Raw genomic sequence first — 13,595 nt, forward strand, 5'->3', positions numbered from 1 at the left:
GAGATGGCGCACGGGATGTGGTGGTGGCCAACCTTTCCAAGCCCGATGGCATGTTCGCGACCCGTGGCGGCTGGGTGTTCAGCCAGGAATCCGGCGGTTTGCCCGTCAGCTTTTTCAAGGACGGCGTGGTGACTGAGCTCTTCAAGGGTGAAAACGTGCAAGGGCTCTGGGATGAAGGCGACGACCTTTACGCCATCGAAGACCGCAAGCCCACCGGCCGCCTGCTGCGCTATCGCTGGAGCGATCAGTCGTTGAGCGTGCTGCGCGACCAGGTGCAGGAAGGCGAGTCCATCGTGCGTTGCGCCGACGGGCGAATGCTCTACACGGAAAAGAAAAAAGGCGTGGTGCGCGAGCTGAGCGCCGATCGCAGCGACCCGGTGGTGCTGGCAGGCCTGAACAAGCCGACGTTCTTGATGTGCGATGAGCGCGGGCTGTGGGTCAACGAAGACTCGACGCACCGGGCACGGTTGTTGTTGGTAGACCCACAGGGCAAACAGCAGACCATTCTGTCGTTTTTGAAAGCGCCGCAGTCGATTGTGCCGACGGGGCGTGGCACCTACCTGCTGGCTGAAGGCGGCAGGAATCGGGTGCTGGAGTTGGTGCCGCAGGGGCGTACTGTCACTCCCTGAAACCTGGCAAGTTGCGCCCTCAGGCGGTATTAAGCGCGGCGGCCCTATCAAACGTACGGATAGGCCTTCAGCCGCGTCGTCGACGCAAGAAACAACACGTCATAAATATCAACGACTTATCCTCTCTTCTCGCGTGCAAATACCCTCCCTGCAGCAATACTCAGATCTTCTAAATGCCTCCTCGCTTGCAAGAGTCCCACTACGGGACTAGGATCTGCCTATGAGAATTATCGCGATCAGCCAGCTCAAAACCTTCTGGCAGAAGCACCCGGATTCGGAACAATCGCTGCTGGCCTGGCTGGACGAAGCCAAAAATGCCCACTGGGCAACGCCCGCAGACATCAAGGAACAATTTCGTAACGCCAGCATTCTCAAGAGCCGACGGGTCGTCTTCAACATCAAAGGCAACGATTACCGGCTCGTGGTTGCCGTGGCATACCGCTACGGTGCGCTCTATATCAAGTTCGTCGGTACGCATCAGCAGTACGACAAGATTGACGCAGATACCGTTGAAACGGAGTAACCCATGAATATCCGACCTATCCACACTGAACAGGACTACAGGGACGCACTGAAGTCTGTTTCCCCCCTGTTCGACAATGAACCGGAGCCCGGCACGCCGGAGGGTGATTATTTCGACGTAATGATCACCTTGATCGAGGCCTATGAAGCCAAGCATTTTCCCGTAGACCTGCCCAACCCGGTAGATGCCATTCGCTTCAGGATGGAACAATCCGGGCTCTCGGCCGCCGACCTGGTGCCTGCCATAGGCCGTCAGAATCGAGTGTATGAAGTGCTGAACGGGAAACGAGCACTGACCTTGCCGATGATCTGGAAGCTGCACGCCATGTTCGGTATTCCGGCAGAAAGTCTGATCAAACCGATGAAACAGGCTTGAACACAGGGGCGGGTTGATTACCCGTCCAGACACGAAAAAGCCTGCCCAGTATCACGCTCGGCAGGCTTTGTTTTTTGGGGTTGCTTCACTGACAGCTGAAATGCGGCCGGGCTACTGGGTCCAAGCGTGACGATCACCAAAGAACGCCTGAGCGTTACTGTCGAGCGTCTCCAGGTGATACCCGCCTTCCTGCACGATCACACAGGGCAATCCCAGGCCACGGATGCATGCCCCCAGCCGCGCAAACCCTTCGCGCGTGACCGCGACTTTGCTTTGCGGGTCCAGCTCATAGATGTCGAAGCCCAGGGACAACACCAGCACGTCCGCCGAAAAGTCTTTGACCGCCGCCAGGGCCTGTTCGAGTTTTTCGAAGAACAGCGCCTCACTGGCGCCGTGGGGCATGGGCAGGTTGAGGTTGAAGCCCTCGCCCGCTGCGTTTCCGCGTTCTTCGGCGAAGCCGGCGACGCCGGGGTAGAAGTTGGTGGGGTCACCGTGGATCGAGACGTACAGCACGTCATCGCGCTCGTAGAAGATTTCCTGGATGCCCTGGCCGTGGTGCATGTCGGTGTCGAGCACGGCGACGCGTTGGAACCCTCCACGCAAGACCTGGGCGGCGACGGCCGCGTTGTTGAGATAGCAGAAACCACCCGCCGCATCGAACCGTGCGTGGTGGCCCGGAGGCCGGCACAGGGCGTAAGCAGCCGGCGCGCCATCGAGGATGGCCTTGGCTGCTGCGACGGCGCTCTGGGCCGACCAATAGGCCGAGCGCCAGGTGAGTTCGCCAATCGGGCAACTGCCATCCGCCAGGTAACGCGCCGCCTGGGCGAGGATGCCGCGCAGCGCGTTGGGCTCACGCACGAAGATGTTGGACATGACTTCATCGCCCCAGTCCTCGGGGATTTCCTTCCAGCGTTGATGGGCTTCTTGCAGGAAGGCCAGGTACGGCGCGCCGTGCACGGCGAGCAGTGGGTCAAGGCCATGGTCCTGGGGTTGCTGGATGTCGAATCCCAGGGTCTGTGCAGCCAGCAGCAGGTTGCGTGCGCGCTCGGGGACTTCCTGGGGTGTGCGCATCTGGCCACGGGAGTAGTAGCTGCGCGGGTGGTGCAGGAGTTGTTCGGGGTGGAAAAAGGTACGCATGGGATTCTCCTGATGAGCACATTTGTGCGGGTGAACACCGGACCTGTGGGAGCTGGCTTGCCTGCGATAGCGGTGAATCAGGCGATAAATCATTGCCTGACAGAACGCCATCGCAGGCAAGCCAGCTCCCACATTTAGGTCGTCTTCAGCCTTGCACAAATGTGTCGTTAATTAGCTGGAACCGCTCGTTTGAGCACAGCATTGAGCAGCACATCGGTGCCCTGGCGCACGTCCTCGGGCAGTACGTCTTCGGCTTCGTTATGGCTCAGGCCGCCGACACACGGGATGAAGACCATCGCGGTCGGGCAGTAACGGGCCAGGTGAATGGCATCGTGGCCGGCACCACTGACAATGCGCTGCTGGCTGTAGCCCAAGGCGTCTACCGAGGACTGCACACAGGCTACGCAGTCCGCGTCGAACGGCGTGGCCGGACTGATCCAGTGGGGACTGATGGTGACGCTCAGGCCACGTTTTTCAGCGATGGCCTGCAGGCGCGCACGCACTTGCTGTTCCATGGCATCGATTTCGGCGTCACGGTGATGACGCAGGTCGACGGTGAAATTCAGCAACCCGGGAATCGTGTTACGCGATGACTTGGCAATGCTCAGCTCGCCCACGGTGGTCAGGCCTTCGGGGGCAAAATCCGCCGCCAGGTTTTCCAGGGCCTGGATCATTTTCGCGGCGCCGTACAGCGCGTCCTTGCGCAGTGGCATCGGGGTGGTGCCGGCATGGGCCGCCATGCCTTCGACCCGCACGTCGAGCCAGCGAATCGCCTGGCCGCCGGTGACCACGCCGATGCTCTTGGCGTTGTCTTCCAGGATCGGGCCTTGCTCAATATGGGCTTCGAAATACGCGTCCACCGCGCCACCCAACGGGCGCTCACCGTTGTAGCCGGTACTGCGCAATGCCTCTGCCACGCTGATGCCGTCGACATCCGCCGTGGCCAGGGCCTTGTCCAGTGCCAAGGTGCCAGTGAACACCGCCGAGCCGAGCATGGCCGGGGTAAAGCGCGCGCCCTCTTCGTTGGTCCACACCGCGATTTCCAGCGGCTTGCGGGTCTGGATGCCGTGGTCGTCGAGGCTGCGGATCACTTCCAGGCCGGCCAGCACACCGTAGACGCCGTCGAAGCGCCCGCCTTCCGGTTGCGTGTCGAGGTGGCTGCCCATCATGACCGGCGCGGCGTCCTTGTCGGTGCCGGCACGCCGGGCGAACAGGTTGCCGATGGCATCCACGCTCAGCGTCAGCCCTGCGGCTTTACACCAGTGGCTGAACAGCTCGCGGCCGGCCTGGTCTTCGGCACTCAGGGCCAGGCGGCAACTGCCGCCACGGGCGGTGGCGCCGATCTCGGCCATGGCCATCAGGCTGGCCCACAGGCGCTCGCCATTAATCTTCAACATTCGCAAATCTCCCTCAAACACTGTGTGCCATTTCATGACGGTGAGCGGTGGCGTGACGGCGCGACAACGCCAGTACGCACACCAGCGAAACCGCCGCGATCACGCTGTAGAACACTGCCATCGGCCACCATTGGCCCTGGTATTCGTGGGCCAGCCAGGTGCCGATCAAGGGCGTCAAGCCACCCGCCAGCGCACCGCACACCTGATAGGCCAGGGAGATCGCGGTGTAGCGCACGCGGGTTTCGAACAGGCCGCTGACAAAACCGGCAATCACGGCATAAAACGAGGCCATGCACACCACCGCCAGGGCGATGCCGATGATGATCAACGGGGCCTGCCCGCTGCTGACCAGCACGAACATCGGGTAAGGCGAAGCCATTGCCAGCACGGTCATGGCGCAGAGGAAGCGCGTGGCGCCGACCTTTTCGGCCACCCAGGCGGCCAGGGGCTGGATGCAGAACTGGATGATCGCGACGAAGAACAAGCACTCCAGAATCAGCGAGCGCGGTAGGCCCAGTTGCTGAGTGCTGTAGGCAATCATGAAGGTGTTGGTGAAATACACGCCGGCGATGCCCAGGGTGTTGGCGCCAATGCACAGCAACAGCGGGCGCCAGGCGGTGCGCAGCACTTCAATGACGGGGGCCTGGTCTTTCTTGATCGCCCGCGCTTTTTCAGCCTGGGCTTTGTCTTCGAGAAACTCGGGGGATTCGTTCACCCCCAGGCGAATCGCCAGGCCTACAATCAGCAACAGGGCGCTGGCCAGGAACGGCACACGCCAGCCCCAGCTCAGCAGGTCTTCTTCCGGCAAACGGGTGACCGCACTGAACGCCAGCAACGACAGGATCAAACCGGCCGGGCTGCCCAATTGGGCGAAGGAGGCAAAGAAGTTTCGACGGCCTTTCGGCGCGTGCTCACCGGCCATCAGCACTGCACCGCCCCACTCTCCGCCCACGGCAATCCCTTGCACCACGCGCAGCAGAATCAGCATCACCGGCGCCGCGACGCCGATTTGCGCGTAGGTCGGCAGCAGGCCGATACACACGGTGACCACGCCCATCATCACCAGGGTGATCACCAGGGATTTCTTGCGCCCGATACGGTCGCCGATGTGGCCGAACACAATGCCGCCCAAGGGCCGTGCAAAGAAGCCCACGGCGAAGGTACCGAAGGCGGCCATGGTGCTGAACAGCTTGTCGTCGGAGGGGAAAAACAGTTGGCCGAACACCAGCGCGGCGGCAGTGGCGTAGATGTAAAAGTCGTACCACTCGATCATGGTGCCGATAAAAGCGGCGGCCGCAGCACGGCGGGGCTGTGGCGAAGCGGAAGGCTTCATGGGGCGGGCTCCTTTGGTTATTTTTTTGGCAGGAGAAAGTCAAACGGGCGCGCTCTGATGGCGCTTGTTGAGGGTGATTTATCGTCGTCGGGCTATGATTAGTCAATTTTCTATTTATTATTCAAATTATAAATCCTGCTTATTATCGAGCCGCGCCATGCCCGAACCTCGCCGCGATATTCACCCGCTGCTCAACGACCGCCTGGACTGGAACCTGCTGCGCACCTTCCGCGTGATCGGCCAGGAACTGAGCATCAGCCGCGCCGCCGCCCGCCTGCACTTGACGCAACCGGCCATCAGCCAGGCCCTCAAGCGCCTGGAAGAACAACTCGACTGCGAGCTCATCGCCCGCCGTGGCCCGCGCTTTGTGCTGACCGACGCCGGTGAACAGATCTTTGCCATCGCCGGCGAGATGTATGGCCAGGTGTCGCAGATGAGCAACGCCCTGCAAAAACCCGGCGATGAGGTACTCGGCAAAGTGCGCTTGCTGATGATCAGCCGCATCGAGTCCGACACCTTTGATGACTTCCTTGCCGACTTTCACCGCGAACATCCCCGGGTCGACCTGGAAGTGGAGGTGATGCGCAGCTCGGACATCGTCGCCGCCCTCCTCGAAAAAACCGCGACCCTGGGCCTGAGCCTTAATCGCCGGCCACAGCCGCGTCTGGAACAGCACCTGTTCTTGCGTCAGCGCTATGCGTTTTTCTGCGGACGACACCATCCGTTGTTTGGGCGCAGCGGCCTGGCAGAGGGGGATTTGCAGTCGGAGAACTTTGTGAGTTTTACCAGCGACCAGATTGGCGGGATGTTGTCGCCCTTGACGATCTTTCGCGACCAGCAGGGCTTCAGCGGGCGGATCGTGGCGTCGTCGTCCAGCCTTGAAGAGGTGCGCAGGTTGGTGATCGCCGGGTTCGGCCTGGGTTGCCTGCCGATCCATGTGGTGGCCGAGGATGAGAAGAACGGGTTGCTGTGGCGGCTACCGCCGGATGAGGGGATCGCGGATGTGGATATTCATCTGCTGTGGAACCGGGAGCAGAAGATGAGTCGGGCCGAAGGCGTATTTATCGAGCGTCTCACGGCTCGATTGGCGTCGTGAGCGGACTTGCCCCGCGCGGCGACATCCTGCTGAGCTGATACACCGCAGCGGCGTGTCAGGCGTATTGTTTTTGCCTGATGTACCGCGGCGCGGGGCTAGCCCGCTCACTACAAATACGCGACATGCCCCATAATTGGCGGGGTTTGCAAGTCGGGTGGCGGCTTGCTGCTAGTGTGGAAAGCGCGTCTATCGAACATCCTTCGTTCACCGGTTGTTTCCTATGAAGAGGTGTTCCATGTCCAAGATCTGGTTTATCACTGGCAGTTCCCGTGGCCTTGGCCGCGCTATTACCGAAGCGGCCCTGCGTGCCGGCGACCGTGTGGTGGCGACGGCGCGCAACCCCCGTCAATTGGATGACCTGGTCGCTGAATACGGCGATGCGGTTTTGCCCCTGCAGCTGGATGTGACGGACAACACGCAGGTGGTGAAAGTCGTCGCGGCTGCGGTGGCGCATTTTGGCCGGCTGGATGTGGTGGTCAACAACGCGGGTTACGGGGACTTGGCGTCGGTTGAGGACGTGACGCTGGAAGACTTCACGGCGCAGATCAACACCAACTTCTACGGTGTGGTGCACGTGAGCAAGGCCGTGGTTCCGGTGCTGCGAGCCCAGGGCAGCGGGCATATCTTCCAGGTATCGTCCCTCGGCGGGCGCATCGGCATGGCGGGCCTGGCGGCTTACCAGAGTGCAAAATGGGCCGTGGGCGGGTTCTCGACGGTGTTGGCGCAAGAGGTGACCCCGTTCGGGGTGCAGGTGACAGTACTGGAACCGGGCGGCATGCGCACCGATTGGTCGGGCTCGTCCATGACCATCCCCCCGATCAGCGCGCCCTATCAGCAAAGCGTCGGCGTGCTGGTCGAGTTGCTGAATTCCCCTGGTATCTTGCCGACCGGCCCGGCTCGGGTTGCCGAGATCGTACTGGAGTTGGCCCTGAACAAAGAGGCGCCGCTGCGCCTGTTGATTGGCAGTGACGCGGTGCAATACGCAGCGCGGGCAGCGGAAGAGCTGGCGGCTTCCGACAAGAAATGGCATGACCTCAGTGTGTCGGCCTCTGATTGATTTGTTCGACTGAAAAGGTGGCCCATGCCTGATGCACGCCAATCCCGTTTCAACATCCCGGATGTTTTCTGGCAAGCCCTGAAAACCATCGGGCTGGAGCCTTCGGCGGTGTTGCGCCAGGCACGGCTGCCGGTGACGCTCAACCTTCACGAGCGGCGCGACCGTCGTCAGGTAACGACGCCCGAGTTTTTCCGTTTGTGGGAGGCCATCGGCACGCTCAATCCGGACCCGGCGGCCGGCATCTTGCTGGTCACCCAGCTGGACAGTGCAACATTGCCCCCTGCGAGTTTTGCCGCCTTCATTGCCCGCGACTTTCGGGATGGCCTGCACCGCCTCGCCCGCTTCAAGCAACTGTGCACCCCCGAACGGGTGCACGTGACCGAAGAAGGCAGCACCTGCGCCGTCACCCTCGACTGGTTGCGCACTCAGGCGCACCCGCCGACGTTGTTTATCGATGCCGCCTTTGCCACGTTCGTCGAACTGGGCCGGCGCGGTTCCAGGGTGCACATCATCCCGCATCATGTTGAATTGGCCCGACCGGAATGTGGCAGCAGCGTCCTGGCCGATTTTTTTGGTTGCCCGGTGCGTTTCGGCGCCGAGCGTAATGCCTTGGTGTTTGACGCTGCTGACTTGAACCGGCCCTTCCCCGGGCACAACCCGGAACTGCTCGACATACTCAACCCGGTCCTGACCGCCGCATTGGCCGAAGCGACGGCATTGCCCACGATCAGCCATCAGGTCAAGGGCGCGCTCAAGCGCATTCTCGCCAGCGGTCGCCCGGAGATGGTCGAGGTGGCGCGGGACATGGGCATGAGCGAGCGCACGTTGCAGCGGCGTATCACCGAGGAAGGCACCAGCTTTCGCCAATTGATGCTGGAAACCCGCCAGGAGATAGTGCGCCATCTGTTGGCAGAACCGACGATCGAGATAGAGGAAATCGCCGGCTTGCTCGGTTACGAAGACACCAATTCGTTTTATCGCGCCTTTCGTACCTGGGAAGGCACGACACCCGCGCGCTGGCGCGCCTCGCAGGGCACCACCCACTGAGTTCACGCGGGCAATGTGTTCTCTACACTGCGAGCCATGCGCTGCAGCGCTTCGAACGGGTTGCGCCCGATCAGCATGAAGCCGTGGGTAGCACTGGCCCAATACACCACGTTCATCCCCCGCCGCTGCTCGGTAGCGATGGGTTGCGCGCCCTTGCGGACAGCGGTGATGCACAGCGCCAGTGGGCCGTGAAGTGGGTCCAGGTAGGTCAGCTGGCCGATCAATGCGCCGTCATAGTCGAGGATTTGCGCACGCCGGAATTCGGCGCCGGGCAGGTTCACGGCCGCAGGCGACAACGGCAGGCCCAATTGCGCGCCGACCGAACTCAGTTGCGCCACGTGGGAGGCGGGGTCGGCGCTGAGGTTCTCCAGAGTCTGGGGGGTGTACAAGGCCATGTATTCGGCGACCGACGCCCGCCAGCCCTGGCCGGGTTCCGGGCGAGGCCAACGCATGAACAGGCGGTCGGTAATCACCCCGGCCACGGCAAAACCGGCGGCCATGGCCAGGAAGCGGCGCCGGCTCAAGGCGGGGGCTTGCGCCGAGGGCTGCGATTTGAGCATCGCCTGCAAACGCTCGGTGGGTGCCTGGTCGAGCAGTGAGTCGAAGGCAGCCTTGAAGGGTAGATCAGCCACCTGCAATGCCTCCAGGCGCGTAGCCAGGGCGGGATCAACGCTGAGCCGATCGGTGATGAGCTGGTGCTGCAGGGCATCCAGTTCGCCATCCAGGTAAGCCACCAACAGTTCGTCGGAAGGTGCGTCAGTCAGGGTCATCGCCGTTCTCCACGGGTCTTGTCCGGTTGGGCTTGTGAAGGGGCGGTTTCAGCCAGCTTCGCCCGTGCGGCCGCCAATCGGCTCATGACGGTTCCCACCGGGATATGCAGCACCTCGGCAATCTCCTTGTATGAAAGCCCTTCCACATACGCCAGAAAAACCGTTTCGCGCTGGGCTTCGGGCAGCCCGTTCACACGCTTGATGACTTGGGCGGCGAGTACCTGTTCCTGGGCCAGGCTTTCGCCGTCGAAGGACAATTCCTGCTCCGCATCCACGAAGCCCTGCCCCTGGCGCACCCGCTGCGCGCGCACTTCGTTGAGCCAGATCGAATGCATGATCGCCAGCAGCCAGCGATCCAGTCGTGTGCCGGCGGCAAACTGCCCGGCACGTTCCAACGCCCGCACACAGGTGGCCTGCACCAAGTCTTCGGCCAGGTGCTTTTGCCGCGACAACACCAGCCCGTATCGCCATAAACGCGGCAATAACTGGCCCAGCTCGCGACGAAACTCAGCCTCTGGGGTGATGGCAGCCCCCTGTGTGTTCATTCACGGTTTTATGCCTCGGGCGCATGGGCGATCGCGTCAGCCAGGTCTTCATATTCTTCGCAGGTGGTGCTGCACAAGGCTTTGATCTTCACCAACTGCTCCTGCGCCAGGTCGATGCGGCCCTTGATCACGTAGGCCTCACCCAGGTACTCGCGGACTTGGGCATAGTTGGGGTCGAGCACCACGGACTTCAGGTAATAGCCGATACCTTCGTCGGTGCGCCCCAGCTTGCGGGTGGCGTAGCCGCGATAGTTGAGGGCCTTGGCGGTGTTCGGGTCTTGCAGGGTATCGAGCAGTGCCAGGGCTTCGTCGTAACGCCCATCCTTGGCCAGGCGGTAGGCGTAATCAGTGCGGTCGGCGTCCGACGTGGCCTTGCTGGTTTGCAGCACGCACTTGCCGGTCTTGGTGTCCCAGACCTGGCCTTTGGGGCAATTGGGCTTGGGCGGCGCGGATTCGTCACCCGATGCGCGGGCCTGGCCTGCGAGCAAGGCGGCAGTCAGGCAAGCACCGAAGAACAGTGCGGTACGGTAGCCAACGGCGTGTTCGTGGCGGTTCTTCATGGTTTTCATGCTCCGTAACGATGGGGAGGTACAGCGGCCAACATCACTTTTCAAACGCATTGCGTGAACCGGGCAGCATGCGACGCAACGTGTTGTCGCCCATCACATAGTGGTGCCAGAGGGCAGCCACGGCATGCAGACCCGCCAACAGGATGATCGCCCAGGCTACCGTGTCGTGCAGGCCGCCCAGCGTCCCGCGCCAGGCATGATCGACCACAAAAGGCGCCGGGATGGAAAACGTGCCGAAAAAGGTGAACGGTTCCCCCTGGGCCCAACGGAACATAAAACCCAAACCGATCTGTGCCAGCAGCAACAGGTACAGGCAACCATGCGCCATTTTCGCCAGCACGTTAAGGGCGGGGTGACTGTCGGCCTTTGGGCGACTGCCGCCGGACAGGCGCCAGACAATCCGCGCAGCGATCAACACCGCCATGGCGATCCCCAAGGAGATGTGCACCGACTGCAGGCCTTTGCGCAGTGGTGTGCCCTTCTCCAGGTTTTCCCAGATATGTGCGCTGGCAAACATGAAGATCACCACGGCGGCGGTGAGCCAATGGAAGGTGCGGGTGAGGCGGTCGTAGCGGTCGACATGGAGGCTCATGGACGTTTCCTGGGTGGTCTGTGGGGTGAACACCGCAGTGAGGAAGGTTATTCGGTGAGGCTGTGATTTTTTATGCTGTTGATTCGGTGTGAGTTGGGCACTCGGAAACGCAAAAGCCCCGCAGCCGGCTCAGCTACGGGGCTTTTGCGTTTTGTTAACATTCCTTATTGGCTTGGGAGAGCACCGAGGCTGCAAGGGTTTTGGTGTCTTCGTTGTAGTGATCGCTGCCCAGCACTTTTGCGGCTGTTTCCTCCAGCTCTGCACCGGTCTGCTTGCCGGTGTTCTTCTGGGCCAGCGCTGACGCGGCAAGGCTTTTGGCAGTGGCCGTAGCGCCTGGGTTGTTAAGCGTTTGTGCGGCCAACGTCGCGACTTTGTCGGAGGTTTTCTTGGTGTTCTTGCTCATGATGCAATTCCTTTGCAGTGGGATGCGCCCGATCTGGCGCGCTAGCACAACGTAATAAGTTGCCGTCGTTATCGCAATGCGCCTCCTGTAGGCAAGGTTTTTAAAATGGCGCGAAAGTGACATCTGTGGCGTGGGACTCATCGATTGCACTGATGATTACTATCGAACGGGTCGCCTGCTCAATCATCAAGACCGGTTTATATAATCGCCCCCTGACTCCCTTCCCCCGCCTGGCTTCAGGCGACATTCATCTTGGAACCCAACACCATGCCAAGCGCGACACAGGCCCCACGCGGCCGTCCCGAACATAATCAACAAAGCGTCAAACAGCAGTGGCTGGCGATTCTCTCCGTGGCCGTGGGCGCCTTTGCCCTGGTGACCAGCGAGTTCCTGCCGGTGGGCGTGCTCAACGACGTGGCCGCGGACCTGGGCATCAGTGCCGGGCATGCCGGCCTGATGGTCACCCTGCCCGGCATCATGGCCGCGCTCGCAGCGCCGTTGCTGTCGGTCATCATTGGCGCCATGGACCGCCGCTACCTGCTGATCAGCCTGACGCTGATCATGATCATCGCCAACACCGTCGTGGCCTTTGCCAGCGATTTCAGCCTGTTGCTATTCGGCCGCGTATTGCTGGGCATCAGTATCGGTGGGTTCTGGGCCACCGCCATTGCGCTAAGTGGCCGTTTGGCTCCCAAGGGCGTGGGTGTAGCGAAGGCCACGTCGATCATCATGATGGGCGTGACACTCGCCACTGTTCTGGGTGTGCCCGTTGGTACCTGGCTCAGCGGCTTGATGGGCTGGCGCATGACGTTCCTGGTCACCGCATTGCTGGGTGTACCGGTGGTGCTGGCGCAAGTGTTCCTGCTGCCTCAGCTCAAGCCGGAGAAGGCCATTCTTGTCAGTGACCTGCCGGCCTTGTTCATCAATCCACGGGCTCGTGTGGGTTTGATCGCGGTCTTGATGATTGGCCTGGCGCACTTTGCTGCGTACACCTATGTGGCACCGTTCTTTAAAAACAGCTCCGGCTTTGATGGCCCGACCATTGGCTCGCTGTTGTTGATGTTTGGTGTGGCAGGCGTGGCGGGTAACGTTTTCGCCGGCTTTGCCGCCAATCGCAGCGTGCGCTACACCCTGTTACTGGTTGCGCTGATGATCGGCACCAGCACTGCGCTGTTCCCCTACTTCGCCACCGGCCTGACGGGCGCGACGATGCTGATCGCACTCTGGGGCTTCGCCTTCGGCGCCTTCCCGGCCTGTGCCAGCATCTGGATGTTTGTCGTGGCGCCTAAGGACGTCGAACGCGGCATGCCGCTGTTTGTCGCCCTGTTCCAGGTGATCATTGCCTTGGGCTCGTTCTTCGGCGGGCGGATCGTTGACCAGATGGGCAGTTCGGTACTGTTGAGCTTGGCCACGGCGCTGGTGGGCTGTGGGTTTGTCACGGTGTTGGTGCTGGGGCGTAAGGTGAGCAATAGCTTGGCGGCGCAACCCGCTTGACCAAGTGATTGAAACGAAAAAAGCCCCTGTCACGTCTCGGTGACAGGGGCTTTTTTGTGGGCGGCGAAAGCCATCGTTCGTGACTAGGCGGCTGAAAGGAAGCTGCGTGTGGTTGATGTGGCAGCTTTGCATTCGGGCTACAGGCTGGCGGCAGCCCGCTGAACGGAGTCATCTGCGAGCAGAGGTCAAGCAGGTTATTGAGGAAAGGAACAGATAGGAAAATCTGACGCGCAGTTTGCCGAGGCCTGTGGCTGAAGTATGTGTCTATCAAGCGGCTAACTATTCCGTGCACGTCTTCGCCTGGCGCTGAACGTCCCTCCCAATGGTTATCAGGCTTGGCCAGCTGAGCCGATACATACGTGCGCTAAAGGCGATCCGCAATTGTTGGGTCGATCAAGAACTCATGCCTGGATGATGGTGAGGAAGGCAGTCCTTTGCTGGGCTGCGCTCTCAGACGGGATATCGATAGTGCCCTGGAAAATACGCTGATTAGCCAGAGGTGGAATCGCTCTATGTCGCTAAAGCGCCAAGTCGGCGCTCTATGACTGAGCAAGATTTGTGTCACCCCCATCACCGTCAGCGTTGTCGGGGGATGTGGGGTAATCCGGTTTTCGACCGCCCAAAACAA

General features: G+C 61.3%; 15 protein-coding genes. 7 read left to right on the forward strand and 8 right to left on the reverse strand.

Going from position 1 to position 13,595, the window contains the following annotated elements; genetic code table 11:
- The 3 genes from HX803_RS31210 to HX803_RS31220 all read left to right on the forward strand — a co-directional run.
- Positions 1 to 629, forward strand: a 629-nt coding sequence (locus HX803_RS31210) for a hypothetical protein (RefSeq protein WP_178925935.1), incomplete at its 5' end; no start/stop codon positions are given.
- A gap of 220 nt (positions 630 to 849) precedes the next feature.
- Positions 850 to 1,152 carry a type II toxin-antitoxin system HigB family toxin gene (locus HX803_RS31215; RefSeq protein ID WP_178925936.1) on the forward strand — a complete coding sequence of 101 codons (303 nt, stop codon included), beginning with the start codon at positions 850 to 852 and terminating at the stop codon, positions 1,150 to 1,152.
- A 3-nt stretch (positions 1,153 to 1,155) separates the two neighbouring features.
- Positions 1,156 to 1,527: a type II toxin-antitoxin system HigA family antitoxin gene (locus HX803_RS31220; RefSeq protein ID WP_178925937.1), complete on the forward strand. Its 372-nt coding sequence runs from the start codon at positions 1,156 to 1,158 to the stop codon at positions 1,525 to 1,527.
- Positions 1,528 to 1,638: 111 nt separating this feature from the next.
- Here the strand turns inward: HX803_RS31220 and HX803_RS31225 are convergent, their stop codons facing one another.
- The 3 genes from HX803_RS31225 to HX803_RS31235 all read right to left on the reverse strand — a co-directional run bounded on the left by HX803_RS31225 (position 1,639) and on the right by HX803_RS31235 (position 5,394).
- Positions 1,639 to 2,664, reverse strand: coding sequence for a histone deacetylase family protein (locus HX803_RS31225; RefSeq protein WP_178925938.1), 1,026 nt, complete (start codon positions 2,662 to 2,664; stop codon positions 1,639 to 1,641).
- 167 nt (positions 2,665 to 2,831) lie between these two features.
- Complete coding sequence (locus HX803_RS31230) at positions 2,832 to 4,061, reverse strand: Zn-dependent hydrolase (protein WP_178925939.1); 1,230 nt, start codon at positions 4,059 to 4,061, stop codon at positions 2,832 to 2,834.
- Between the two features lie 13 nt (positions 4,062 to 4,074).
- Positions 4,075 to 5,394 (reverse strand): MFS transporter, encoded by a 1,320-nt coding sequence (locus HX803_RS31235; RefSeq protein WP_178925940.1) that lies wholly within the window; start codon positions 5,392 to 5,394, stop codon positions 4,075 to 4,077.
- A 157-nt stretch (positions 5,395 to 5,551) separates the two neighbouring features.
- Here HX803_RS31235 and HX803_RS31240 point away from each other — a divergent pair, with 157 nt between their 5' ends.
- The 3 genes from HX803_RS31240 to HX803_RS31250 all read left to right on the forward strand — a co-directional run bounded on the left by HX803_RS31240 (position 5,552) and on the right by HX803_RS31250 (position 8,594).
- Positions 5,552 to 6,490, forward strand: a complete 939-nt coding sequence (locus HX803_RS31240) for a LysR family transcriptional regulator (protein WP_178925941.1) — start codon at positions 5,552 to 5,554, stop codon at positions 6,488 to 6,490.
- A 235-nt stretch (positions 6,491 to 6,725) separates the two neighbouring features.
- Positions 6,726 to 7,547 (forward strand): SDR family NAD(P)-dependent oxidoreductase, encoded by an 822-nt coding sequence (locus HX803_RS31245; protein ID WP_178925942.1) that lies wholly within the window; start codon positions 6,726 to 6,728, stop codon positions 7,545 to 7,547.
- A gap of 24 nt (positions 7,548 to 7,571) precedes the next feature.
- The gene (locus tag HX803_RS31250) at positions 7,572 to 8,594 is read left to right on the forward strand and encodes an AraC family transcriptional regulator (protein WP_178925943.1); all 1,023 of its coding nucleotides are present in this window, start codon (positions 7,572 to 7,574) and stop codon (positions 8,592 to 8,594) included.
- Between the two features lie 2 nt (positions 8,595 to 8,596).
- On the opposite strand, the gene HX803_RS31255 is transcribed toward HX803_RS31250, so the two are convergent.
- From HX803_RS31255 to HX803_RS31275, 5 genes are all read right to left on the reverse strand, one after another.
- Positions 8,597 to 9,364 (reverse strand): anti-sigma factor, encoded by a 768-nt coding sequence (locus HX803_RS31255; protein ID WP_178925944.1) that lies wholly within the window; start codon positions 9,362 to 9,364, stop codon positions 8,597 to 8,599.
- Positions 9,361 to 9,858 (reverse strand): RNA polymerase sigma factor, encoded by a 498-nt coding sequence (locus HX803_RS31260; protein ID WP_218647230.1) that lies wholly within the window; start codon positions 9,856 to 9,858, stop codon positions 9,361 to 9,363. Before HX803_RS31260 ends, HX803_RS31255 begins: the two co-directional genes overlap by 4 nt.
- A 59-nt stretch (positions 9,859 to 9,917) precedes the next feature.
- The gene (locus HX803_RS31265; RefSeq protein ID WP_178925946.1) at positions 9,918 to 10,469 is read right to left on the reverse strand and encodes a hypothetical protein; all 552 of its coding nucleotides are present in this window, start codon (positions 10,467 to 10,469) and stop codon (positions 9,918 to 9,920) included.
- 43 nt (positions 10,470 to 10,512) lie between these two features.
- Complete coding sequence (locus HX803_RS31270; protein ID WP_178925947.1) at positions 10,513 to 11,070, reverse strand: cytochrome b; 558 nt, start codon at positions 11,068 to 11,070, stop codon at positions 10,513 to 10,515.
- Between the two features lie 154 nt (positions 11,071 to 11,224).
- Complete coding sequence (locus HX803_RS31275; protein WP_178925948.1) at positions 11,225 to 11,473, reverse strand: hypothetical protein; 249 nt, start codon at positions 11,471 to 11,473, stop codon at positions 11,225 to 11,227.
- Positions 11,474 to 11,740: 267 nt separating this feature from the next.
- On the opposite strand from HX803_RS31275, the gene HX803_RS31280 reads away from it, so the two are divergent.
- A complete protein-coding gene (locus HX803_RS31280; protein ID WP_178925949.1) occupies positions 11,741 to 12,967 on the forward strand; it encodes an MFS transporter in 1,227 nt (408 codons plus the stop codon).
- Positions 12,968 to 13,595: the final 628 nt, after the last annotated feature.

The sequence above is a fragment of the Pseudomonas sp. P7548 genome (genome assembly GCF_013386585.1).
Lineage (GTDB): Bacteria > Pseudomonadota > Gammaproteobacteria > Pseudomonadales > Pseudomonadaceae > Aquipseudomonas.

What these genes read in the sequence shown, in the direction of transcription:
- HX803_RS31235 (WP_178925940.1), bottom strand. Translation starts at nt 5,394, where the DNA reads ATGAAGCCTTCCGCTTCGCCACAGCCCCGCCGTGCTGCGGCCGCCGCT.
- HX803_RS31275 (WP_178925948.1), bottom strand. Translation starts at nt 11,473, where the DNA reads ATGAGCAAGAACACCAAGAAAACCTCCGACAAAGTCGCGACGTTGGCC.
- HX803_RS31255 (WP_178925944.1), bottom strand. Translation starts at nt 9,364, where the DNA reads ATGACCCTGACTGACGCACCTTCCGACGAACTGTTGGTGGCTTACCTG.
- HX803_RS31230 (WP_178925939.1), bottom strand. Translation starts at nt 4,061, where the DNA reads ATGTTGAAGATTAATGGCGAGCGCCTGTGGGCCAGCCTGATGGCCATG.
- HX803_RS31270 (WP_178925947.1), bottom strand. Translation starts at nt 11,070, where the DNA reads ATGAGCCTCCATGTCGACCGCTACGACCGCCTCACCCGCACCTTCCAT.
- HX803_RS31240 (WP_178925941.1), top strand. Translation starts at nt 5,552, where the DNA reads ATGCCCGAACCTCGCCGCGATATTCACCCGCTGCTCAACGACCGCCTG.
- HX803_RS31265 (WP_178925946.1), bottom strand. Translation starts at nt 10,469, where the DNA reads ATGAAGAACCGCCACGAACACGCCGTTGGCTACCGTACCGCACTGTTC.
- HX803_RS31215 (WP_178925936.1), top strand. Translation starts at nt 850, where the DNA reads ATGAGAATTATCGCGATCAGCCAGCTCAAAACCTTCTGGCAGAAGCAC.
- HX803_RS31250 (WP_178925943.1), top strand. Translation starts at nt 7,572, where the DNA reads ATGCCTGATGCACGCCAATCCCGTTTCAACATCCCGGATGTTTTCTGG.
- HX803_RS31245 (WP_178925942.1), top strand. Translation starts at nt 6,726, where the DNA reads ATGTCCAAGATCTGGTTTATCACTGGCAGTTCCCGTGGCCTTGGCCGC.
- HX803_RS31220 (WP_178925937.1), top strand. Translation starts at nt 1,156, where the DNA reads ATGAATATCCGACCTATCCACACTGAACAGGACTACAGGGACGCACTG.
- HX803_RS31225 (WP_178925938.1), bottom strand. Translation starts at nt 2,664, where the DNA reads ATGCGTACCTTTTTCCACCCCGAACAACTCCTGCACCACCCGCGCAGC.
- HX803_RS31280 (WP_178925949.1), top strand. Translation starts at nt 11,741, where the DNA reads ATGCCAAGCGCGACACAGGCCCCACGCGGCCGTCCCGAACATAATCAA.